This window comes from Ruegeria sp. HKCCD7296, assembly GCF_013110775.1.
Classification (GTDB): Bacteria; Pseudomonadota; Alphaproteobacteria; order Rhodobacterales; family Rhodobacteraceae; genus Ruegeria.
The window spans coordinates 1-23,042 of record NZ_WVRF01000005.1; the positions used below are offsets into that span (position 1 = coordinate 1).

Consider the following 23,042-nt stretch of genomic DNA (forward strand, 5'->3'; position numbering starts at 1 on the left):
AATCCTCCGCTACGCAATCAACCTAGTCTGTTCCATGGGTGCTGATGGCGGACAAATCGGTTTTGTCCAAAACCCCGGTGAGAGTAAAGGGGCGTGCAGTATGGAAGTTTCAAACGGGTACACTGATCCCTCGTTTTGCGGCGCAAGCTGGATTTTCAAAGTTCGGATTTGAAGGTCCGCAATTGGGTGATACCAGTAACTCCGCTTAAGTGACATTCGTATCCTCAACGATTGAACCAAGCCGTCGTATTGTAGAGTTTTTTGTCCACAAAAACTTGATCAACCACTTGAAGCTTGACTTAACAGCACATCGCGCCATCCGTTAACTGATGCTACGTAACTTGCTCCTGACAGTTGTCGCAATTGCCTCTCTCTCGGCAACTCCTGTCGCGTCTGAGAAAATTGAAGTCGATCTGGAATTGGCCCTTCTTGTCGATGTTTCAAGGTCGATGACTGAGCGAGAACTCGAGATTCAGCGGCAGGGTTACGCCGCAGCCTTGATGTCGGATGAAGTTTTCGCCGCTGTTCAGTCGGGCCCTTTGCAACGGGTGGCTTTGACATACGTCGAGTGGGCGGGAACACAAGACGTTATTGTTGACTGGATGCTGTTAGAAACGCGCGCTGATCTGGAGGAGTTTGCGGGTGTTCTGACCACGCGTTTCGATCCCGCCTTGCGCCGCACTTCAATCTCTGAGGCCCTGATCTTCGGGGCAACGATGATCGAAGGGAACAAATTCGAAGGTCTGCGTAAAGTTATCGACGTTTCTGGCGACGGGCCTAACAATCAGGGTCGCCCGGTTTTGCAAGCCCGTGAGGCAGTATTGTCGAAGTCGATCACCATAAATGGGTTACCGCTGATGACCCGTGAAGGTATGGGGAGTCAGTGGCACCTCGACGATCTTGATGTCTACTACCAGAACTGTGTTACGGGCGGGCCTGGTTCATTCGTAATCCCGGTGCTTGACTGGCAAGGCTTTGCGGAGGCCGTACGACGAAAACTGGTGCTGGAAATTGGGTTAGTTCCAGCAATAGGAGAGGTTATGAAGGCGCAATACATCTCACCCTCAGACTATGACTGCCTGATTGGCGAGAAGATCTGGGAACGGAACCAACAAATCTGGAGCGAACCCTAGAAGCGGCCTTTGCATCAACCACCCGTGGCTCGATACAAAAAGCCAGCAGCAATTATCTGAGGAAAACTAGTGTTCTGCGCTTTCAATAGAAATGCACAGATGGTGGTAGATCATCGACACAGTGTGAGTAGACAAACTTATTGACATCGATTTGCACGAACCGAGTGAAATTTGCACGCTTATAGTTAATTCGCAATAGCTTAGGGAGTTGTGGCTGGGGTGGTAGGATTCGAACCTACGATACACGGTACCAAAAACCGCTGCCTTACCACTTGGCTACACCCCAACGGTGAGCGGCTATCTACGATTGTTGTTGGCGGTGTTCAAGAGCTATTTGGCAAAAAAATGTGAGCGCCAGAAAATAATTTCGAGCACTCATTTGGTGCTGATCAAGACGGCCCCTACGCGATTTCCACCCTGAACCACGTCATGAGCAGCAGCGCAGTCCTCCAGTGCAAAGACGTTCTGGACCGGGCAGGTCAGCGCTCCTTCGACCAACGCACGATGAAGGGTTTCAACAGCGGCAGCGCGCAAGTTAGCAGGCAGCAGATAGATCAGGATCGACTCAAGCGTTGCAGCTTTGAACATCATCGCTCCAAACGGAAAAACCGGTGCCATGTTTTGGGCAGACCCATACGCATTTATCCGGCCGTTCTCGGCGACCACAGTGGCGTTTGTTTCGATGTTTGATCCTAATTCGACATCTACGATACGATGGATCGCTTGTCCGCCGTTTGCGTCCAGAATCAGTTCCGTAAGATCTGGGCTGGCATAATCGAGTACGACATCCGCGCCTGCTGCGTGTACTCTGTCAAAGTTGCGTGGGCTTGCCGTTGTGATAACGCGCGCGCCTGCCCATTTTGCCAGTTGAACGGCAAGATACCCAACCGTGCCAGCCCCGCCATGAATCAGGATTGTTTGGTTTTTGGATAGCCCACCCGAAAACACGGCGTGGCAGGCGGTCAGTCCGGGGATGCCCAGAATCGCTCCGGTCTCAAGCGACACCGCGTCCGGCAGATCAACAGCCTGGTCGCTGGGTAAGGTGATGTAACTTGCAGCTGTTCCGAATGCGCGCTTCCATTGTCCATTCCAGACCCACACGCGCTGACCGATCCGGGATGTGGGTACGCCATCCCCGACGGCAGTGATCACACCGGATCCGTCACTGTGCGGGATGATCAGCGGAAAAGGAGGTTCCGTCACGCCTGGCCGGGTCCCAGACCGGGCCTTGATGTCCGAAGGGTTGACGCCCGAAAACGCCAACTCAACGGTGACCTCACCCGGTCCGGGAGGTATCGGAGGAAGGTCTTTCAGCTTCAGAACTTCGGCTGCGTCTCCGAAAGCGGAATAGGTCACTGCGCGCATAGGGTCCTCCGTTTGCCCTAGTTACATCGCAAACGAGTGGGGAATTCAAACCGCTTGTGCTTCGTGACCTGTGCAACAAGCGGCAGGTGCTTTATTCGCGGATTTCGGTTGGATCGACGCCCCAGAGATTCGATTTCAGCGTCCAGCCCCGATAGCCACCGGCCGTGATCCGGCACCAATCCAGCGAGCACGTGCCAAGGCGGGCCACGACGCCAGTCTCGAAATGTGCGTTCACAGGCGAATCCGGATCGGGGCGCACATATACAGGCAGCATGTCGGATTCGATCAGCACCGTGCGTACACCAGACAACAAAGCATAGTGAACCCACCCACCGGCGCCGTCGCGGTCCTGAACTTTGCGCCAGTTGCCGTATTCAGCCGTGACTTGCAGCGGCATCCCGCGCCGCTTGAATACCCAATCGATTCGATGGCTCAGCGACGGCCCGCGCCGAACGTTCCCTTCAGCGGCTTTCATTGAAACATAGCGGGGCAGGGGAAGGTTGGTAACCGATCCGCGCTTGTCCTCGGCATGCGCAGCCCAAGAGCTGAACATGACCAGAAATACGGATATCGCCGCCAGACATTGGCGTTTTACCGGTCGAATACCACTCACTGACTGCCTGCTCTTATGCCTGTTGATCCGGTTTTGAAAAAAGGTCGACTCAATGCCACTGGGGTTCTTGTGCCCCGCCTTATCCTGCGCCACGATGACATGGCGCGCGTCTGTTTGCAAAGCAGTGGGAGGGCCGAGGTGCCAAGAGAACGTCTGAGTGTTGTCGTTACGCGACGGTTGCCCGAAGCAGTTGAAACCCGGTTGAGCGAGTTGTTCGATGTGCGCCTGCGCGATGACGACACGCCCATGACAAGAGATGAGCTTGTGGCCGCGGTACAGGAAGCCGATGTGCTTGTGCCTACGGTGACCGACACGATCGACGGCGGCCTGCTGGGGCAGGCAGGTGAAAACCTTAAGCTGATCGCCAATTATGGGGCGGGCGTCGATAATATTGATGTGTCCACAGCCCGGCAGCGCGGCATTCTGGTTTCGAACACGCCGGGTGTGCTGACTGATGACACCGCCGACATGACAATGGCCCTGATCCTGGCCGTCACGCGCCGCATTCCCGAAGGGTTGAGCGTGATGCAGCAGGGTGATTGGACCGGCTGGGCTCCAACCGCCTTTCTTGGCGGGCGCATCGGGGGGCGGCGTTTGGGAATTCTGGGTATGGGTCGAATTGGACAGGCCGTTGCGCGGCGAGCAAGTGCGTTTGGAATGCAAGTGCATTATCATAACCGCCGCCGGCTGCGGCCCGAAATCGAGCAGGAGTTAGAGGCGACCTATTGGGAAAGCCTTGACCAGATGGTGGCGCGAATGGATGTGATCTCGGTCAACTGCCCATCGACCCCATCGACCTTCCACCTGATGAATGCACGCCGACTGAAGCTGATGAAGCCGTCAGCCGTGATCGTAAACACGTCACGTGGTGAAGTTGTCGACGAAAACGCCCTGACGCGGATGATCCGTGCGGGCGAAATCGCAGGGGCAGGGCTGGACGTCTACGAACAGGGTACTGATGTGAACCCGCGGCTGCGTCAGCTGCCCAATGTTGTGCTCTTGCCGCACATGGGATCGGCCACGCTGGAAGGGCGGATCGAAATGGGTGAGAAAGTTATCATCAACATCAAGACCTTCGAAGATGGCCACCGTCCGCCAGATCAGGTTGTGCCCTCAATGCTGTGAGCCGCCGGAAAGGAGCCTGAATGAACCTGTTTGAAGGGGGATGTCGCTGCGGACGTTTGCGCATTTCTGCTTCGGGCCGTCCCCTTCGGGTTGGGATTTGCCATTGCGTGGACTGTCGTAAGCATCATGGGGCTTTGTTTTATGCCGCAGCAATATTCCCTAGCGGTGCGGTCAAGATTTCCGGCCCCTCACAGGGCTATGCAGATCGGTTCTTTTGCCCAACTTGCGGCTCTCCGGTGTTTGCGCGCAGCGGTTCCGAGGTTGAGGTGCATTTGGGATGCCTCGATGAGCCTAACCAATTGACGCCGACCTATGAATGTTGGGTGTCGCGGCGCGAATGCTGGTTGCCCGAATTCATTGGAATGGATCGGTTTGAGAAGGATCGGGATGAGGCTGAAGCATAGCTACTGTCGCGAATCTCTGCCGCAACCCTGCGCTTGTGCTGCCAACTCTTGCAGTTCGGTTGCATTGCTTACTAGGCTGAAAATAAATAAAGTATTGGAGGATTTGACCAAATGAGATGTTTTTCCGCTTTATTGCTTTCGGCATTTGTTTTTTCAGCGCCAGGCTTTGCTCAGGAAGCAGCTGATGCCGTTGCGCCCGAAACCGCCACACAAGGGCAGGTGCAGGCTCTGACCGAAGAGGTCATCGCTGCGCTTGAAGCCAAGTTGGACGGCGTCCCGGTTACATCTGAGAACTGGATGGTGGCCGCCGCCAATCCACTGGCCGTTGAAGCCGGGGCCAAAGTACTGCGCGCAGGCGGGTCCGCTGCTGATGCAATGGTGGCCGTGCAGGTTGTGTTGGGTCTGGTTGAACCGCAATCCTCTGGCCTGGGCGGCGGCGCGTTCTTGGTTTGGTACGACGCAGCTACTGGTCGGATGACAACGCTGGACGGGCGCGAGACCGCACCGCAGGCAGCCAAACCAAGGCTGTTTCAGGATGAACAGGGCGAACCGCTGAAATTCTTTGATGCGGTCGTCGGAGGATTGTCCGTAGGAACGCCGGGCACGCCAGCCCTGCTTGAAGAGGCGCATCGCCGCTGGGGCCGCTCGTCCTGGCCCGGCTTGTTCGCCGATGGCATCCGGTTGGCAGATGAAGGTTTCCTGGTCTCGCCACGCTTGGCCAGCCTTGTTGAAAACGACGCCGAACGCCTGTCGCGTTTTCCCGAAACGGCCGCTTACTTTCTGCCGGGCGGAGAGCTTTTGCAGCAAGGGCAACGGCTGACCAATCCGGCCTACGCAGATACCTTGCGTGTATTGGCCAGCGACGGGGCCGCAGGGTTTTATGGCGGTGAGATTGCTGCAGATATTGTCCGCACGGTGCGGAACGCTCCGGGCAATCCGGGTGTTCTGTCCGGCATTGATCTGGCGCTGTATCAGGTGATCGAACGCGAACCGGTTTGTGCTGCATACCGCGCGTATGAAGTCTGTGGCATGGGGCCGCCATCCTCTGGTGCGCTGACCGTGGGACAGATTTTGGGGATGCTAAACAGCTATGATCTGGCAGCAATGGGCCCAGAAAGCGCGGAAGCTTGGCGGCTGATCGGAGACGCCTCGCGCCTCGCCTTTGCGGACCGAGGTCGTTACATGGCCGACAGTGATTTTGTTCCCATGCCGACAAAGGGGTTGGTTGATCCGGATTATCTTGCGCAGCGTGCGGCTTTGTTGAACACCGAAGCTGCGTTGGCGGAAACCGCGCCGGGCCAACCCGAATTCGACCATGCGCTGAACTGGGCGGATGATGTCTCGCTCGAGCTTCCCTCGACCTCGCATATCTCGATTGTGGACAGCTATGGCAACGTTCTGTCGATGACAACGACCATCGAAAACGGCTTTGGTTCGCGTCTGATGACGAACGGGTTTCTTCTGAACAACGAGCTGACGGATTTCTCGTTCAAAACCCATAGCGACGGTGTGCCGATTGCCAACCGGCTGGAACCCGGAAAACGCCCGCGTTCGTCCATGAGCCCGACCATTGTGATGCAGGACGGTGCACCGGTTCTGGCGATTGGATCGCCAGGTGGCAGCCGCATCATCGGTTATGTCGCGAAATCGATTATCGCCTGGGCCGATTGGGATATGGACGTACAGCAAGCGCTGTCCCTGCCGCATCTGGTCAATCGTTTCGGAACCTACGATGTCGAGGCGGGCACCGCAGCCGAAGGGTTCACGGATGCGCTGGTGCTGCAAGGTTTTGAGGTCAATCCGCGTGACCTGACATCGGGTTTGCATGCCATTGAAATCGGTGAAGGGCTAAGCGGCGGAGCGGACCCGCGCCGCGAAGGTATTGCGCTAGGCGAATAAGCCCCGGGTATGTATGAGGATTGCCACCGTTTGCGAGCCTTTCAGTCATGTCCTGAAAGGCAAGCCATGCGTTGGGGCAGAGAGGATGACGATGGTACAAGCAAAAGTCTTGCCAAGAAATGAAACAGGCATCGAAACGGCGATCAGCATTCTCAAACAACGTTTCGGTGACAGGCTGCAAACAAGCACCGCAATCCGCGAACAGCATGGTCACACCACGACATGGATCGAAAACCAAAGTCCGGATGCCGTGGTTTTCCCGCAGAACACGCAAGAGGTTTCAGACATCGTTAAAGCCTGTGCCGCGCATCGGGTGCCTGTGATCCCTTTTGGCACGGGCACGTCGCTGGAAGGGCACGTGAATGCGCCCGCAGGGGGCATTTCGGTCGATCTGATGCAAATGGACAGCGTGCTTGCTGTTCATGCCGAAGATCTGGACTGCGTCGTACAACCAGGCGTGACGCGCGAGGCGCTGAACACGCATCTACGGGATCAGGGTCTGTTCTTTCCGATAGACCCCGGGGCCAATGCCTCGCTGGGTGGGATGGCCGCTACCCGCGCCTCGGGCACCAATGCGGTGCGGTATGGAACAATGAAGGACAATGTTCTGAGCCTTGAGGCGGTCATGCCGGACGGTCAAATCATCCGTACCGGGCACCGGGCCAAGAAGTCGTCAGCGGGGTATGACCTGGCCCGCCTTTTGATCGGAGCAGAAGGCACGCTTGGGATCATCACTGAACTGACCTTGCGGCTGCAAGGCATCCCCGAAGCCATCAGTTCGGCCCGATGCTCGTTTCCAACGGTGGACGCGGCCTGCCGTGCTGTGATGATGACCATTCAGTATGGCATTCCGGTCGCTCGGATCGAACTTTTGGATGAGCTTTCGGTTCAGGCTGCCAATGCCTATTCGGGGCTCAGCCTTCCCGCTACGCCGCTCTTGTTGCTGGAGTTTCATGGCTCGGAAAGCGGCGCGGTTGAACAGGCTGAAACGTTTGGCCAGATCGCAGAAGAATTCGGGGGTACAGACTTTGCCGCCACATCGACCACCGAAGAGAGGAACAAGCTGTGGCAGGCGCGGCATGATATGTATTGGGCGTGTCTACAACTGCGTCCCGGTGCGCAGGGAATCTCTACGGATGTTTGTGTGCCGATCTCACGTCTGGCCGAATGTGTGACCCAGACCCAAAGAAAGGCAGCCGAACTTGGCTTGCTTGCTCCGGTTGTGGGCCATGTGGGGGACGGGAATTTCCACACGCTGTTGCTGATCGATATGGAAAATACAGAAGAGGTCGCTAAGGCCGACGCCTTTGTTGGCTGGTTGAATGATCTGGCCATTTCAATGGAAGGCACCTGCACTGGTGAACACGGCATTGGGCAGGGCAAGCAGCCTTATCTGATAAAAGAACTAGGGGGTGCAACGCGGTATATGGCAGCGATCAAGGCCGCGTTGGATCCTGACAACATAATGAACCCCGGCAAGATACTGTCTGGTCGTCCATAATAATTTTCCTGATCTGGTCCGTTTTGTGCCGTCAAAACGTCCAGTTGTTTTGGTTTTTAAAAGCCGAACGCAAACAGGTGGTCGATATGAGTGCAAAATACTTGGCAGGCTTTGTGGCAATCTGCGGATTGGCCGTCGCGGGGCTGGACTATCATCAGCAGGCCAAAGCATCGGAAAACGGTCTGAACATGAAAGGCTATCTGGATTCGGTGTCATCGCGTGTTGGTCTCGCAGACAGCGTAGATGAGGCAGAAGCCCGTGTTTCCAAACCACAGGAACCCGCAGCGCAGAAACCCAACGAGGACCGAGGCAAACTGGTCTGCATTACAGTCGGAACCAGTAAACGCTGCAGTTCAAGCGGGTGAACATTGCGGCGGAATGACCGATCTTGGACCTGCATTCGGGTTTAGGGTCGTTTTTTTCCCATCACTGGTCGGATGAATGTCGCGCGTCGCCCCTTAACTGCGCCATATGGTGTCAGCTGAATTCAAGGGGAGACGCCCGGTTATGAAAACCCAAGTCAAAGCACTGGTCGTTGGCGGTGGCGCCATTGGAACCTCGATTGCCTATCACCTGGCCAAAGCAGGCTGGGACGATGTGATGTTGATCGAACGGGACGAGCTGACCTCGGGCTCGACATGGCACGCAGCTGGCCTGTTGCCGCTGTTTAATATGTCTTACGCGACGACCCACATCCACAAGTATTCGGTCGACTTCTACAAGACGCTCGAAGAAGAAACCGGCCTGAACGCGGGCTTTGCGGTGGTCGGCAACCTGCGCATGGCACAGACGCAGGATCGTATGGACGAATACATGCTCTATGCATCCACTGCTGAGACATGCGACGTAAAATACGAATGGTTGACCCCGGATCAGATCAAAGACCGCTGGCCGCTGATCGAAACCGGCGATTTGAAAGGTGCGATCTATCACACCGAGGACGGCTATATTAACCCCGCAGACGTCACGCAGGCCATGGCCAAAGGTGCCCGCCAACGAGGCGTTGATATCGTCCGCAAAATGCAGGCTGATGCCTTCCACTGGAACGGTACCCATTGGGAAGTCACCTGCACCAAGATGGTCGAACAGGGCGGCAACCTTGTCCCATCCGACGAGCAGGTCGTCATCACGGCCGAACACGTTGTGACTGCATCGGGCAACCATGCGCAGCGCACCGCCAAGATGCTGGGCATCAAGATGCCTGCAATCCCGGTCGAGCATACCTTCATCGTCATGGACAAAGACCCCGAGCTGGTCAAATGGCGTGAAGCCGGCAACCCCGAGCACCCCGTTGTGCGCGACGCCGACAACGAATCCTACGCGCGCGAAGAGCGCGGGGGCTGGATTCTGGGTATCTACGAGCACGGGGCACCAGCGCGCTTCGAATACGGCGTGCCGGACAGCTTCCGTGCCGATCTGTTTCCATTGGACATTGATCGTATCGCAGATCAGTATATGGCGATGGCAGAACGGGTGCCTTCCTGCGCTGACTCCGGCCTGAAAGATGATTTCAACGGCCCGATCTGCTATACCCCCGACGGCAACCCGCTGGTTGGCCCGGCTCCGGGTCTGCGCAACATGTGGCTGGCCGAGGGTTTCAGCTTCGGTATCACCGCTGCTGGTGGCACCGGTTATTATCTGGCGCAGATGATGGTCGATGGAGAAGCCGAGATCGACATGGCCTCGCTGGACCCCAAACGGTATTCGTCCAACTGGATGACAACCGAGTTTGCGGCGCGCAAGAACGAAGAGTGCTACGAACACGTCTACATCCTGCACCACCCCGACGAAGAGCGTGAAGCTTGCCGTCCGCTGCGCACCGTTCCGGCCTATGACCGTCAGAAAGCACGCGGCGCACAGTTCGGCTGGGTCAATGGCTGGGAACGTCCGAACTATTTCGGCCCCGTCGATGCGTCTGACAACTTCGACAAGGAAAGCCGGTCGTTCCGTCGTGGTGGCTGGTGGCAGTACGCCGTCGAAGAAGCCAAGGCGATCCGCGAAGGCGTTGGCCTGATCGACGCTTCGGCTTTCACCAAACATGTCGTCAAAGGCCCCGGCGCGACCCAGTTCCTGGATTGGTTCACTTGCAATAAGCTGCCCAAGGTCGGTCGCATCAACCTGACCTACGCGCTGACGTCGCACGGCACCACCCGCACCGAATACACCATCGTCCGCAATGGTGAGAACAACTACTATATCGTCTCTGCCGGTGCTTGGACCGAATACGACGCCGACTATCTGCGCAAGGCGGCCGAGGACAAGATGGAGGAGTTCGGGTATATCGAAATCCAGGACGTGACCACTCAGTGGGGCGTTTTTGCCATCGCCGGACCCAAGTCCCGCGACGTTCTGAAAGAGGTCATCAAGGACGCCGATCCAGAAACCGCGCTGTCCAACAAGCGCTTCCCGTGGCTGTCGGCCCGTCAGATCGAACTGGGCATGTGCCCGGTCAACGCGATCCGCGTGGCCTATACAGGTGAACTGGGCTGGGAACTGCATCACCCGATCGAAATGCAGAACTACCTGTTCGACCTGCTGGAAAAAGCGGGTGAGAAACACGGTATGAAGCTGGTCGGCGCACGTGCCCAGAACTGGCTGCGTCAGGAGAAATCCTACCGTGCCTTCGGCACCGAACTGGGCCGTGATGCGACCCCGCTGGAAGCTGACCTGCCGCGCTTTGTCGATCTGTCCAAGGACTTCTACGGCAAGGCCAAGCTGGAAGAGACCGGTGTACGCGTTAAGTGCTGCACCCTGCTGATCGACGGCCCAGAAGATGCTGACCCGTGGGGTCGCGAAGCGCTGTACACCCCGGAAGGTGAGCGTGTGGGCCGTCTGACATCGGGCGGTTACTCGGTGGCGTTCGAGAAATCCATCGGCATGGGCTATGTGAAGCCCGATCTGGCCGTCGAGGGTACCAAGCTGAAGGTCAAAATGCAGGACAAACTTTGGGATGCAGTTGTCACCTGCGACAGCCCCTACGACCCGAAAAACGAAACCATCCGTAAGGACGGTTGATCGAAGAAAGGCCCCGGCACCCCGGGGCCTTTTTTTACGCAGAAAGCGCGTCGAAACACTCCAGCGCCTTTGCGGCGTACATCATGGCTGGCCCGCCACCCATTTGAATGGCCATAGCCAGTACGTCCGACACTTCGTCTCTTGTTGCGCCTGCTTTGATCAGGGCTTCTGTGTGTAGGGTGATGCAAGGCTCGCATCTAAGTGTGACCGACATTCCCAAAGCGATAAATTCCTTTGATTTGTAGTCGAGCGTTCCGCCTTCCTTGACGGCCTTCCCGAGCGATCCGAAGGCGCGCGTTGTTTCGGGAATTGACCCGTTGAGATTGCGAAGGCTCTTGCGAGTTTCCGAGAGTTTTTCTTGCCAGTCCATTGCTGATGCCTTTTCATATTTCGCAAATGGAATATGAAGCGGGAGGCGGGGATCTGACTTTGATCTCGATCAGGTTGCTGGTCGCGATGTGATGAATGCAAGGTTGTTGGCGGGCATGTTGACCGTGTCCAAAACCTTCAGGCCGACATCCTCAAAAAGCGCAACAATATCTGTGTCGTCTTTGTAGCCAATGTCCGGGTCTTGCTGGATCAGAGCTTCGTGAAATCTCTTGTCGCCTTCGCTTGTAAGCAGGCCTGATCGCTTGAATGGTCCGTATAAAACAAATCGACCAGAGGACCCGAGCGCCGTGGCGGCCTCAGTGATGAGCGTTCGCGTTTCTTGCCAGCTGATTAAGTGTATCAGGTTAACCAAAACGATCATGTTTCGTTCGGGAAAGCGGGCATGCCACCCCGAGGCGGTCGCGTCCAGTTCTTCGGCGGTCTCAACGTTTGGCAAATCGCGCGTGTAGGCGTCGATACTAGCGCGTCGTTCAGGATCGATTTCCGTAGGTTGCCACGTCAGACCCGGCAGCAGGGTTGCAAAAGCCGCGATATGCTGACCCGTCCCGCTGGCGATCTCTAACGCCTGTCCCCGTTGCGGAGCCCAATCACGGAGCAATGCACACAAAGCGTCGGAGTTTCGCGTGGCTGCGGGCGCGACCAGTTTGCCATCTTGGGCTACATTGGCGACGCTGGCAGAGGAGGGGAGGTTGCGTTTGATCATCGTTTCAACCTGTCTGGGGACAACATCGCAACATTCTTTGCATCAAGGGCAGGAGGAGCTCCTGTAACCAGATCGCAAAGCAATTGAGACGCCGCAGGTGCGGTTTGGAAACCATAGCCACCCTGACCTGCGCTCCAGATGAAGGAGGGTTCCAGTGGGTCTCTTCCAAGCACCAAAGTTCCGTCCGGTGCAAAACTGCGCAACCCGGCCCAATTTGTTTCGACCCGCGTGACGGCTTCGGTCATCAATGCCTCATACCGGGCCAGACCTTCTGCCAGTACCATATCGTCGGCATAGGCGTCCTGCGGGGGAACCGGGTCGGCTTCGGACGGGGACACAAGCAGTTTCCCGGCGTCGGGTTTGGCGTACCATGTTTCCCCGACACCCAGCATCATGGGCCAGCCAGAAACATCATGCCCACCGGGGGCGGGCAATCGTGCCATCGAACGACGGCGTGGGGTAATGTCGATTGGGGGAAGGCCCGCAAGATCGGCAATCTGGTCAACCCACGCCCCGGCGGCGTTGACCACATTCCGGGCTTCAAAATTCTGACCCGCGGTGACGATCCAATGCACGTCCTTGCGGATCGCTGTGACTTTGTGCCTGGTCGAAATCGTCCCGCCGTTGTTCCGAATGGTTCGGGCAAAATCCTGCAGCAAACGATCTGTATCGATATCAAAAGCGGCTTCGCTGATGGCCGCAAAGCCCACCTGGTCGGGGTTCAGGATCGGAACGCGTGCGATGGCGTCATCCACCGATATGTGCGTCATGTTCAGGTCACGGCGATCGGCGGCAAACAGGTCAGACTGATCCTGTGCGCCGATCAGCATCAGGCCGCGCGGCGTCAGATACCCACCGTTCTGCGTGTGCAGGAAGGCAGCGCCTGCCTTGTTAAGAGCCACCACCGAAGGCGGCCCATAGCTTTCTTCAAACATCGCCGCAGACCGGCCCGATGCGTGGTAGCCCAGTGCATCCTCGGCCTCGAGCACCATCACGGTTCCGTGCTGCGACAGGCGCGCACCAGCGCTGAGACCGGCGATACCACCTCCTATGATCAAGAAATCAATCATGACGTTCACGCATTCTGGAAAAAATGCGTTTGGTGCTCATTGTTTGCAAATTACCCCCTAAGCCCTTCATTCGCCTTGCGTTTTGGTTTCCAGACTATAAGCAGCCTTGAATTTACGCTTCAACCCGGTCAAAGACGTATCAAAATTTTAAGGAGGGCAAGGTGACTGCAGCAGACCTTCATCCAATGGCCACTGGGCATATTCCCCGTTACGTTGTCGCAGCTGACGGAAGCGACTACTTGTTTTCAGCTATGGTCGTCTTTTTTGTCGTCTTGGTGGTGTTGATCGGTGTCGGGTACCTGACGCTCCATTCTGTGCCGGAAAAAATGGCCCATGAAAACAACCACCCGCAATTTCAATTGGTTGGTATTTTGGCGCTGCTTGCGCTGTTTACGCATAACGGTCTTTTCTGGGTTGCCGCCATTCTGGTCGCGGGTTTCCAATTCCCGGACTTTGCCACACCACTCAAGAACATTGCTGATGCCATTCGGTCCCTTGGCCGATCGCCTGTACCGGACCCCGTGCCCGAGGCTGTTGCTCCGGCTGCACCCGTTACAGAAGCAAGCGAAGCGCAGGAGCAAAGTAAATGATCGAGACCATGCTTTGCGCCCTGATTACGGTGCTGCCCGATTATTTGTTCCGTCGGTTTGTACAGGGTAAACGTATAGGCCACGAAATCACTTTGTTTACCATGTGGTACGAACTGCGTTGGGGCCTGACGACATGTGCCATTCTGGCGCTGACTGTGATTACCACGCTGTTTTACTTCCACCCGGCCAGCAAAACGGCTGCGTCCTATTTCCGTACAGTGACGATCCTGCCGCAGCTGGGCGGGCGTGTTTCAGAGGTTTTCGTCCAGAACAACCAGTTGGTCACAGCGGGTCAGCCGATTTTCCGGATCGAAGATTTCAGCCAAACCGCACAGGTCCAGGCGGCAAATGCACAGATCGCGCAGGTCCAGGCCTCGCTTAAGGTGGCGGAAACCGATTTGGCCGAGGCCGAAGCTTGAATTGCCGGGTCCAAAGCAACTCTTGCGCAGGCGCTTGAGGATTTGGAGCGTAACACGACTTTGCGGGACGAAGGCTCAAGTGCTGTAAGACTAGCCGAGATTGAGCGCCTGGAAAACCTGGTCGCCGAGCGAGAGGCGCAGGTTGTTGCCGCTGAAGCCAAACGTGCAGCCGTTGAGCAGCAGATCGAAGAACTGATCCCAGCCCAACTGGCCAGCGCGATTGCACAACTGGACGCCGCGCAAACCGAGCTGGACAAAACAGTTATCCTCGCCGGTGTTACCGGACGGGTTGAACAGTTTAGCTTGCAAGTCGGTGACTATGTGAGCCCGTTGCTGCGACCCGCTGGTATTCTGGTGCCGTCCCATACGGGACATGACCGGTTCCAAGCTGCGTTCAGCCAACTGTCTGCCCAAGTCATCAAACCGGGCATGATCGGTGAGTTGGGTTGTATGACAAAGCCGTTCACCGTGATCCCGACGGTTGTGGTCGAAGTTCAGGATGTCATTCCTTCCGGCCAACTCCGTCCTTCGGACGAGCTGCGCGATGTGCAGACCAACAAAAATCCCGGATCGATCCTTGTTTTTATGGAGCCGCTATACAAAGGAATGGCCGATGACATTCCACCGGGCAGCAACTGCCTGGCCAATGTCTACACGGACAACCATGAGCGGTTGGAGCACGAACACCTTGGGTTTTGGGAGGCCGCCTTCCTGCATGTGGTCGACACGATCGGTGTGGTCCATGCCGCAGGTCTGCGCCTGCGATTGATCCTGATGCCGGTGAATACTCTGGTGCTGACCGGGCACTGATCCGGCCCTGGGGAACCAAATGTAAAAGGCCCGGCAGGTATTGCCGGGCCTTTCTGTTTCAAAGTGCTGCTTTGAACAATTGCGTCAGGTTTTCTTTCGTCAACTCGATCGGGTTGCCCCCGCAAGAGGGATCAATGATCGCGCCTTCAACCAGCTCGGGGATCGAAGCTTCGGTGACGCCCAGATCAGAAAGGGTGCGCGGGATGCCGAGGCTGTCGTTGAATTCCTGCACAAAAGCGCGGAAGCCGTCAAAGCCACCATCAATGCCCAGATAAGCCGCTGCCTGTTGGAACCTGTCCGCGATGGCGGGGGCGTTGAACTCCAACACAGCGGGCATACAAACCGCGTTGGTGGTTCCGTGGTGGGTATTGAACACCGCACCAATCGGGTGGCTCATTGCGTGGATCGCGCCCAACCCTTTTTGGAAGGCCGTCGCGCCCATGGCTGCTGCGCTCATCAATTGGGCGCGGGCTTCAATATCGGTGCCGTCGGCATAGGCGCGCGGCAGGTAATCCTTCACCAGCCGCATCCCTTCCAAAGCAATGCCCTGACTCATCGGGTGATAATGCGGGCTGGAGAAGGCTTCAACGCAGTGCGCAAATGCATCCAAACCGGTACCTGCAGTGATGAATTTGGGCATTCCCACGGTAAGTTCGGGGTCGCAGATCACCACGGTTGGCAGCACCTTTGGGTGGAAGATGATCTTCTTGGCATGGGTTTCTGAATTGGTGATGACGCTGGCACGTCCCACTTCCGACCCCGTACCGGCCGTAGTTGGCACCGCGATGATCGGCGCAATCACATCCGCATCGGCGCGCGTCCACCAGTCACCGATATCCTCAAAATCCCAAACAGGGCGCGTCTGGCCGGCCATGAAAGCAACCATCTTTCCCAGATCCAGCCCCGAACCTCCGCCAAAGGCGATCACCCCGTCATGCCCTCCCGCAGTATATGCGGCGACGCCCGCTTCAAGGTTCTTCTCGTTCGGGTTGGGGTCCACATCACTGAACAGTCCGCGGCCCAAACCGGCAGCGTCCATGATATCCAGCGTTGCCGAAGTAATCGGCAGATCTGCCAAGCCCTTGTCTGTAACCAGAAGGGGTTTTTTCATTCCTGCCGCAGCACAGGCTTCGGGCAGTTCCTTGATACGCCCTGCGCCGAATTTGATTGCGGTCGGATAGGACCAGTTTCCAACAAGTGACATGTCAGGTTTCCTTTAGTATTCGAGGTCTGCTCGGGGGAGGGGGTCAAACCCGAGCAGACCATCGTCCTTAGACCGTGACCTTTTTCAGGTGGTAGGATTTGGGACGGGTGAGATTGTGATAGCCAATAACCGACAGACCGCCGCCGCGCCCGGTGTTCTTGCAGCCGGTCCAGCAAAGACCGGGGTCCAGATAATCCGCACGGTTCATGAACACCGTGCCGGTTTCGATCTGGTCGCCAACTCGCGTTGCGCGATCTACATCACGGGTCCAGAGGCTGGCGGTCAGGCCAAATTCACTGTCATTCATCAGCGCGATTGCTTCGTCATCAGACGAGACCTTCATGATGCCCACAACCGGTCCAAAGCTCTCATCCCGCATCACGCGCATGTCGTGGGTCACATTGGTCAATATTTGAGGGGTCAGATAAGCGCCGCCATCATCCTCAGGGAAGGCTTCGATATGCGCAACCGCGCCTGCCTCAATGGCCTCGGCAATTTGTGCCCGCACTTCATCGGCGAAACGCGCGTTGGCCATAGGTCCGATGGTAGTCTCAGCGTCCAGCGGGTTACCCAGCTTGTATCCCTTCACGATCTCCACCGCCTTGGCGACAAAATCGTCATAAAGGCTTTCGTGCACGTAAATTCGCTCGATCCCACAGCAGCACTGGCCCGAATTGAACATCGCGCCATCAATCAACGTATCGACAGCGGCATCCACATCGGCATCCTCCATGACATAGCCCGGGTCCTTGCCGCCCAGCTCGGTCCCGACGCCGGTAAATGTTCCAGCCGCTGCGCGTTCCATCGCCTGTCCACCGCCGACCGAGCCGGTGAAGTTCACAAAGTCAAACGCATTGCCCGCAATAAGGTCATGGGTGACGTCATGGCTCAGGAATACGTTCTGGAATACCTCTTCAGGGACGCCTGCTGCATGAAAGGTTTGCGCCATCCGCTCGCCAACCAATAGGGTCTGGGTGGCATGTTTCAGGACCACAGTGTTTCCCGCAATCAATGCCGGGGCGACTGTGTTGATCGCCGTCATATACGGATAGTTCCAGGGTGCCACCACAAACACCACCCCATGCGGAATGCGTTTGATGTAACGCTTGAATGTCTCGTCTTCCCCCACCGCGATGTCTGCCAGAGATGCCTCGGCAATCTCCGCCATGTGGCTCGCGCGTTCATTGAAGCCACCAAACTCACCGCCATAACGTACGGGACGGCCCATCATACGGGCCAGTTCTGGCACGATTTCGTCATTCATCGCACCCACGGCCGTTACGCCAGCCATGACTAGATCAATCCGTTCCTGCAAGGGCCGCGCTGCCCAGGCCGCTTGCGCGCCCCGCGCCTGACTCGCTACCCCAAACGCCTCGTCCCGAGACAACACCTCTCGTTCCGCAAAAACCGATCCATCAATCGGTGAGACACATTTCAACATCTGCCCCATGTTCACTCCATGTAGTAAATAAGCAGGATCCCTGCTTCATCTGGCCAAAAATACCTCGGGGGTCTGGGGGCAGAGCCCCCAGCCAGAACCCTACGCTCGCTCAAACCCGCGGGCGACTTCCCAGTCTGTGACCACGCGCTCGAACTCCTCGATCTCAACTTCCGCTGCACGCGAGTAGTGATCGACGACCTCGTCTCCCATCGCCTCCCGCAACATGGCCGAGCTGTGCAGAGCATCCCGCGCCGCGCGCAAGTTGCCCGGGATCATACCCGTATCACCCTGATAAACGTCTCCTGTGGTAGGCGGTTGCAGATCCAATCCCTCTTCAATCCCTGCGATGCCAGCGGCCAGCATCCCGGCCAATGCCAGATAAGGGTTCATGTCTGAACCCGGAATTCGGCACTCTATCCGAACGGCCTTGGTGCCGTCGCCGCACAACCGGAATCCGGCGGTGCGATTGTCGACCGACCAGATGATCCGCGTCGGCGCAAAGGTTCCCTTCATGAATCGTTTGTAGCTGTTGATGTAGGGGGCCATGAAATAGGTATAATCGGCGGCGTATTTCAGCAGACCCGCCATATAGCTTTTCATCAGATCCGACATGCCCAGCTCATCATTCGCATCAAAGAAAGCCGGCTTTCCATCAGCCCAAAGTGACTGATGCACATGGCTGGAGCTGCCCACCTTGTCATGATGCCATTTCGGCAGGAACGTTGCCGCATGCCCGTGCTGCCAGGCGATCTCTTTCACGCCATTCTTGGCGATCGAATGATACTCGGCCGTGTCCATCGCAGGCGCGTATTTTATATTCAGTTCTTCCTGCCCGGTCTCAGCCTCGCCCTTCGAGTTTTCGACCGGTATTCCCGCGTCCCACAGGTGATTGCGGATCGGGCGCATAACGTGTTCTTCCTTGGTCGTTTGAAGAATGTGATAGTCTTCATTGTAGCCCGAGATCGGTTCCAGATTGCGGAAGCCTTCCTTACGAATTTCATCAAAGCTCTTCTCGAACAGGAAAAACTCCAACTCGGTTGCGCACATGGCATCAAAACCCATGGCCTTCAGTCGCGCGACCTGCTTTTTCAGGATCGAACGCGGTGCGTGCGGCACTTCTTCGTGGGTGTGATGATCCAGCACATCGCACATCACCATGACCGTACCCTCAAGCCACGGAACCGGGCGCAGCGTGCTCAGATCGGGTTTCATGACATAATCACCATACCCCCGTTCCCAACTGGTCGAGGCATACCCGTCGGGTGTCGCCATCTCCAGATCGGTGGCCAGTAGGTAGTTGCAGCAATGTGTTTCTTCCCATGCGCCGGCGACGAAATGGCCTGCGTGAAAGCGCTTGCCCATCAAGCGGCCCTGCATGTCCACCAGGCAAACAAGAACAGTATCAATCTCGCCGTTGGCCACTCGTGATGTCAGGGTTTCAAAGGTCAAATTAGCGGTCATGGAGCAAACCTCATGCTTCTCAAAGGGGGCACTGGACGGCAATGCCCCCCGATTTTGATGTTAATCGAAAGTGTAAGGGGCACCGGCCTGGTTGATAACCGAGTTATACTCCCGGAATATGCCGACTATCTTCTGGTGAACTTCACCTTCCTGTGCGACCTCGTCCCAGAATTCGATGGCTGCGTTTTCGACTTCTTTCCATTCGGCGGCCGGAACCTGGCGCAGCTGCAGCTTGTCGCCATTCGCGCGCAAGGCCGCTTCACCACCCCAGTACCACTGGTTGCGATACGTGTGGCCCGCTTCGATACCCGCCATAACCACAGATTTCAGATGGTCCGGCAGTTCTGCCCAGCGTTCCTGGTTGGCGAACCACGATCCGATCCACGCGCCTGAAATGTTGTTGGTCAGGAAGTAATCTGTCACATCCGCCCAACCCACAGTGTAGTCCTCGGTAATACCGGACCATGCCATGCCGTCCAGTTCCCCGGTTTGTACCGCGACCTCGGCGTCTTCGTAAGGAATGTTTACCGGCACCACACCGAACTTGGCCAGGAAACGACCCGCGGTCGGGAAGGTGTAGAGTTTGAGACCATCCAGATCGGAAAGCGTTTTGATTTCCTTTTTGGTGTTAAAGTTGCACGGGTCCTGACCCGCAGCCGACAACCATGCCACGCCGACTTTTTCGTATTCCGAACGCCAGATATCGGCCAGACCGTACTGATTGAACAGCACAGGCACATCCAGAATGTGTTTGGTTGCAAACGGGAAATAACCACCGAACTGACGCAGGGGGGTCGGTGACGCCATCGAATCGTCATCCGAGTGTACCCCGTCAATCGTGCCGCGCTGCAGAGCCTGAAACAGTTCGCCTGTTGGGACGATCTGGTCGGCGTAGAACAGCTCGATCTCAAGCTCACCATTGGCGTTTGCGTTTATGTAGTCGATTGCGGGTTTGGTTACATGCTCTCCCAACGCGCCGCCGGCATAGGTCTGGAAGCGCCACTTGATGGCTGATTGCGCTTTGACAATTGCCGGGCTCGCCAACGTGGCAGCACCTGCCAAACCGGCGGAACTTAGAAATCTGCGTCTTGTTGTCATTGTCTTTCTCCTCTGTTTGATCTTGCAGAATTTCGCCCCTTTCCGGGGTCTTGTGACTTATTTTCCGTAAACATAATTCGGTAGCCAAAGCGCAATTTCCGGGAAGATTATGATGGTGGCCAAGGCGCAGACCATCACCAGAACAAAAGGAATGATGGAGCTGTAGATATCGCGCAGTGAAATCTCCGGAGGGGCCATCGCACGCATCAGAAAGAGGTTGTAGCCGAACGGCGGCGTCATGTACGCGATCTGCGTCGTGATGGTATAAAGAACGCCATACCAGATCAGATCGAAGCCCAGTGCCCCCACCAGCGGAACGTATAGTGGGGCGACAATGACGAGCATGGCAGTATCATCCAGGAATGTTCCCATCAGGATAAAGCTGAGTTGCATCAGGATTAGTATCATCCAAGGGGACAGGCCCAGTTTCTCGGTGAAAAGACTTTCAATGGCTTTGACCGCACCCAGCCCGTCGAAAACAGCGCCAAACGCCAGAGCCGCCAGAATGATCCACATGAACATACAGGAAATGCCCAATGTATGCCGAATGGAGTTTTCAAAGACCCTACGCGTCAGCCGACCTTTCAACGCCGCCGCTGCCATAGCCGTGATGGCTCCAATGGCGGAAGATTCCACCAGCGAGGTCCAGCCGTTCACAAACGGAACCATCATTACGGCGAAAATACCCAAAGGTAACAGACCAGACTGCAACAGGCGCAGCTTCTCCGGAAACGGAATGTCGCGCTCTTCGGCGGGTAGAACCGGACCGAGCGAAGGTGTTATGCGGCAACGGATGACAATATAGATGATGAACATCGCTGCCATCATCAGGCCCGGAAGCACGCCAGCGAGCCACAACTGGCCAACAGGTTGCCGCGCGATCATCGCGTACAGAACCAAAACCACTGACGGTGGTACAAGAATTCCCAAGGATGATCCGGCCTGTATGACACCCGTCACCATACGTTTGTCATAGTTCCGACGCAGAAGTTCCGGTAAGGCAATGGTCGCACCGATCGCCATTCCGGCTACGGACAGTCCGTTCATCGCCGAAATCAGCACCATTAGCCCGATGGTGCCAACGGCCAGCCCGCCTGACAAGCCACCCATCCAGACATGGAACATCTTGTACAAATCATCGGCGATCCGACTTTCGGACAAAATGTATCCCATGAAGATGAACATGGGCAGTGTCAGCAACGGATACCATTTCATGACCTTGATTGCGGCTGCAAACCCAAGGTCATAGCCACCCCGATCCCCCCACAGGAAGAGAGCCGAGACCACGGCGACAAAGCCGATTGCACCGAACACTCTCTGCCCGGTCAGCATCATCAGCATCATTGATGCAAACATCAGCAAGGCGATCATTTCGTAGGACATCAGATTACCTCACGCGGGATGTCGTCGCCACGCAGGCGCAAGATGTCCTTGAACAATTCAGATACGGCTTGCAGCAACATCAGGAAGATGCCGATAACCATGATCATCTTGACCGGCCACAAGTAAGGCCTCCAAATCGTCGCGCTGCGCTCGCCGCCATATTGGAACGAGTACATCAGACTGTCCCAACCACCCCACAGCAGAACGATAAGGTAGACGATCAGAAACAGGACAGTAAACGCATCGGTCCAGGCCTTGCGGCGATGAGACCATTCACCATACAGCAAGTCCATTCGTACATTCGACCCCATCTGAATCGAATACGGACCACCAAGCATGTAGTAGGCCACCATTGCGAACTGGGCCATTTCCAGTGTCCAGAGTGATGGCAGAAAGAAAGTTTTCGAGATCGAAGACCAGAGCAGAATGCCCATCATGACGAAAATGCCATACATGATCACGCGCCCGACCCAGCGGTTCGTGCGGTCGATTACCGCCACATATCCCCGCATAAACTTCATCTCGATACCTCTGTTTTCATAATTTGGCCTCCGTGCGCGAAAACGCCGTGATGACCGATTGCAGGACTGGCGTTAGCAAACCTGCCATGAGGTTCACACCTTTTGGAGTGTCGATCAGGTCGTTCCGCACTTCGATCATGACATTTGGAAGACCGCGTTTGATCGCATGTTCCCGCAAGGTGTGCGTGACGCCATCGGTGGCCGAATAAGGTTGGTTAAGCGCAACGCTCAGCCCTGATCCTTGCGCCTGTTGCAGCATGATCTGGGCTGCCCGATCATCTTCATCATGTAAAATGCCCAGCTCCACCGTCCTTTTTTGTCCCTTGTAGACTGGCGTGAAGCTGTGGATCGTGATGACAACCGGTCGTTCATGTCTTGCGTCCAGTGTTGAAGACAACAGCTGTCGGAACGGTTCGTACACCTCGTGAAGCCGTTGGGCGCGCTGGGCCGCGGTCAGGTTTATATTGCCGGGGACTGAGAACACTTCGCTGAGGCACGGCATGGAATCTTCGCGTTCCGGTGGGCGATTGCAGTCATAGACAAGGCGACTGACGCGCGAATACACCAACGGTGCATCCAGCGCCCCCATCAGCTCAATCGATAGCTCCATCGCACCGATATCCCATGCGACATGCGACCGGGCCGCATCGTCATCCAGACCCAAATTCTGCAAAGCCGCAGGTATGAAGCGACTGGCATGTTCGCACACCAACACTGCAGGCGCGCGGCCCCGTGCATTCAGCACACGGGCTGCCGGGGCTTCGGCAGATTGCAGCAGGGATGACTCGGTTTCTTGTCGCATAGGTAGCATTTGTTACAGCAACTTCGTACCTGTCAAGAAAATTACTGTAGACAAAACTACAGGCAGGAATATTCTGTAACAAATTTAAAAATCGA

The 23,042-nt window shown here is 56.4% G+C and carries 20 protein-coding genes, 1 tRNA gene and 1 pseudogene; 9 read left to right on the plus strand and 13 right to left on the minus strand.

What is annotated here, in order from left to right; translation table 11 throughout:
* Positions 1 to 329 precede the first annotated feature (329 nt).
* Positions 330 to 1,133 (plus strand): DUF1194 domain-containing protein, encoded by an 804-nt coding sequence (locus GS632_RS08595; protein WP_170738411.1) that lies wholly within the window; start codon positions 330 to 332, stop codon positions 1,131 to 1,133.
* A 211-nt stretch (positions 1,134 to 1,344) separates the two neighbouring features.
* Here the strand turns inward: GS632_RS08595 and GS632_RS08600 are convergent.
* The 3 genes from GS632_RS08600 to GS632_RS08610 all read right to left on the minus strand — a co-directional run bounded on the left by GS632_RS08600 (position 1,345) and on the right by GS632_RS08610 (position 3,051).
* A tRNA-Gln gene (locus GS632_RS08600) sits at positions 1,345 to 1,419 on the minus strand.
* An 89-nt stretch (positions 1,420 to 1,508) separates the two neighbouring features.
* Positions 1,509 to 2,498, minus strand: coding sequence for an NADPH:quinone reductase (locus GS632_RS08605; RefSeq protein ID WP_171721761.1), 990 nt, complete (start codon positions 2,496 to 2,498; stop codon positions 1,509 to 1,511).
* 91 nt (positions 2,499 to 2,589) lie between these two features.
* On the minus strand, positions 2,590 to 3,051 hold the full coding sequence (locus GS632_RS08610) for an SH3 domain-containing protein (RefSeq protein ID WP_171176250.1): 462 nt from the start codon (positions 3,049 to 3,051) through the stop codon (positions 2,590 to 2,592).
* A gap of 198 nt (positions 3,052 to 3,249) precedes the next feature.
* Between GS632_RS08610 and GS632_RS08615 the strand changes: the two genes are divergently transcribed.
* The 6 genes from GS632_RS08615 to GS632_RS08640 all read left to right on the plus strand — a co-directional run bounded on the left by GS632_RS08615 (position 3,250) and on the right by GS632_RS08640 (position 11,055).
* A complete protein-coding gene (locus GS632_RS08615; RefSeq protein WP_171176248.1) occupies positions 3,250 to 4,236 on the plus strand; it encodes a D-glycerate dehydrogenase in 987 nt (328 codons plus the stop codon).
* Between the two features lie 20 nt (positions 4,237 to 4,256).
* Complete coding sequence (locus tag GS632_RS08620) at positions 4,257 to 4,640, plus strand: GFA family protein (protein ID WP_171175622.1); 384 nt, start codon at positions 4,257 to 4,259, stop codon at positions 4,638 to 4,640.
* A gap of 111 nt (positions 4,641 to 4,751) precedes the next feature.
* Positions 4,752 to 6,539, plus strand: coding sequence for a gamma-glutamyltransferase (ggt, locus tag GS632_RS08625; protein WP_171175620.1), 1,788 nt, complete (start codon positions 4,752 to 4,754; stop codon positions 6,537 to 6,539).
* A gap of 91 nt (positions 6,540 to 6,630) precedes the next feature.
* Positions 6,631 to 8,040, plus strand: coding sequence for an FAD-binding oxidoreductase (locus tag GS632_RS08630; protein WP_171237189.1), 1,410 nt, complete (start codon positions 6,631 to 6,633; stop codon positions 8,038 to 8,040).
* Between the two features lie 86 nt (positions 8,041 to 8,126).
* Positions 8,127 to 8,405: a hypothetical protein gene (locus GS632_RS08635; protein ID WP_171175615.1), complete on the plus strand. Its 279-nt coding sequence runs from the start codon at positions 8,127 to 8,129 to the stop codon at positions 8,403 to 8,405.
* A gap of 142 nt (positions 8,406 to 8,547) precedes the next feature.
* A complete protein-coding gene (locus tag GS632_RS08640) occupies positions 8,548 to 11,055 on the plus strand; it encodes an FAD-dependent oxidoreductase (protein WP_171721760.1) in 2,508 nt (835 codons plus the stop codon).
* A gap of 34 nt (positions 11,056 to 11,089) precedes the next feature.
* On the opposite strand, the gene GS632_RS08645 is transcribed toward GS632_RS08640, so the two are convergent.
* The 3 genes from GS632_RS08645 to GS632_RS08655 all read right to left on the minus strand — a co-directional run bounded on the left by GS632_RS08645 (position 11,090) and on the right by GS632_RS08655 (position 13,218).
* On the minus strand, positions 11,090 to 11,425 hold the full coding sequence (locus tag GS632_RS08645) for a carboxymuconolactone decarboxylase family protein (protein ID WP_171175610.1): 336 nt from the start codon (positions 11,423 to 11,425) through the stop codon (positions 11,090 to 11,092).
* Between the two features lie 69 nt (positions 11,426 to 11,494).
* Positions 11,495 to 12,148: a DUF938 domain-containing protein gene (locus tag GS632_RS08650; protein WP_171175608.1), complete on the minus strand. Its 654-nt coding sequence runs from the start codon at positions 12,146 to 12,148 to the stop codon at positions 11,495 to 11,497.
* On the minus strand, positions 12,145 to 13,218 hold the full coding sequence (locus GS632_RS08655) for an FAD-binding oxidoreductase (RefSeq protein WP_171175606.1): 1,074 nt from the start codon (positions 13,216 to 13,218) through the stop codon (positions 12,145 to 12,147). The genes GS632_RS08650 and GS632_RS08655 overlap by 4 nt, the downstream gene beginning before the upstream one ends.
* A gap of 185 nt (positions 13,219 to 13,403) precedes the next feature.
* On the opposite strand from GS632_RS08655, the gene GS632_RS08660 reads away from it, so the two are divergent.
* Together GS632_RS08660 and GS632_RS08665 are read left to right on the plus strand one after the other, a co-directional pair.
* Positions 13,404 to 13,808, plus strand: a complete 405-nt coding sequence (locus GS632_RS08660; protein ID WP_216599108.1) for a hypothetical protein — start codon at positions 13,404 to 13,406, stop codon at positions 13,806 to 13,808.
* Positions 13,805 to 15,037 (plus strand): annotated as a pseudogene (locus GS632_RS08665) (HlyD family secretion protein). The gene GS632_RS08660 and the pseudogene GS632_RS08665 overlap by 4 nt, the downstream one beginning before the upstream one ends.
* Before the next feature lie 58 nt (positions 15,038 to 15,095).
* On the opposite strand, the gene GS632_RS08670 reads toward GS632_RS08665, so the two are convergent.
* The 7 genes from GS632_RS08670 to GS632_RS08700 all read right to left on the minus strand — a co-directional run bounded on the left by GS632_RS08670 (position 15,096) and on the right by GS632_RS08700 (position 22,947).
* Complete coding sequence (locus GS632_RS08670; protein ID WP_171175600.1) at positions 15,096 to 16,241, minus strand: iron-containing alcohol dehydrogenase; 1,146 nt, start codon at positions 16,239 to 16,241, stop codon at positions 15,096 to 15,098.
* 67 nt (positions 16,242 to 16,308) lie between these two features.
* Complete coding sequence (locus GS632_RS08675) at positions 16,309 to 17,691, minus strand: aldehyde dehydrogenase family protein (protein ID WP_171175598.1); 1,383 nt, start codon at positions 17,689 to 17,691, stop codon at positions 16,309 to 16,311.
* A 90-nt stretch (positions 17,692 to 17,781) separates the two neighbouring features.
* Positions 17,782 to 19,143: a glutamine synthetase family protein gene (locus tag GS632_RS08680; protein ID WP_171175597.1), complete on the minus strand. Its 1,362-nt coding sequence runs from the start codon at positions 19,141 to 19,143 to the stop codon at positions 17,782 to 17,784.
* Positions 19,144 to 19,203: 60 nt separating this feature from the next.
* Positions 19,204 to 20,241, minus strand: a complete 1,038-nt coding sequence (locus tag GS632_RS08685) for a TRAP transporter substrate-binding protein (RefSeq protein ID WP_171175595.1) — start codon at positions 20,239 to 20,241, stop codon at positions 19,204 to 19,206.
* Between the two features lie 57 nt (positions 20,242 to 20,298).
* Positions 20,299 to 21,624, minus strand: a complete 1,326-nt coding sequence (locus tag GS632_RS08690) for a TRAP transporter large permease subunit (RefSeq protein ID WP_171175593.1) — start codon at positions 21,622 to 21,624, stop codon at positions 20,299 to 20,301.
* Positions 21,624 to 22,145: a TRAP transporter small permease subunit gene (locus GS632_RS08695; protein WP_171175590.1), complete on the minus strand. Its 522-nt coding sequence runs from the start codon at positions 22,143 to 22,145 to the stop codon at positions 21,624 to 21,626. Before GS632_RS08695 ends, GS632_RS08690 begins: the two co-directional genes overlap by 1 nt.
* A 16-nt stretch (positions 22,146 to 22,161) precedes the next feature.
* On the minus strand, positions 22,162 to 22,947 hold the full coding sequence (locus tag GS632_RS08700; protein ID WP_245223221.1) for an N-formylglutamate amidohydrolase: 786 nt from the start codon (positions 22,945 to 22,947) through the stop codon (positions 22,162 to 22,164).
* Between the last annotated feature and the right edge of the window lie 95 nt (positions 22,948 to 23,042).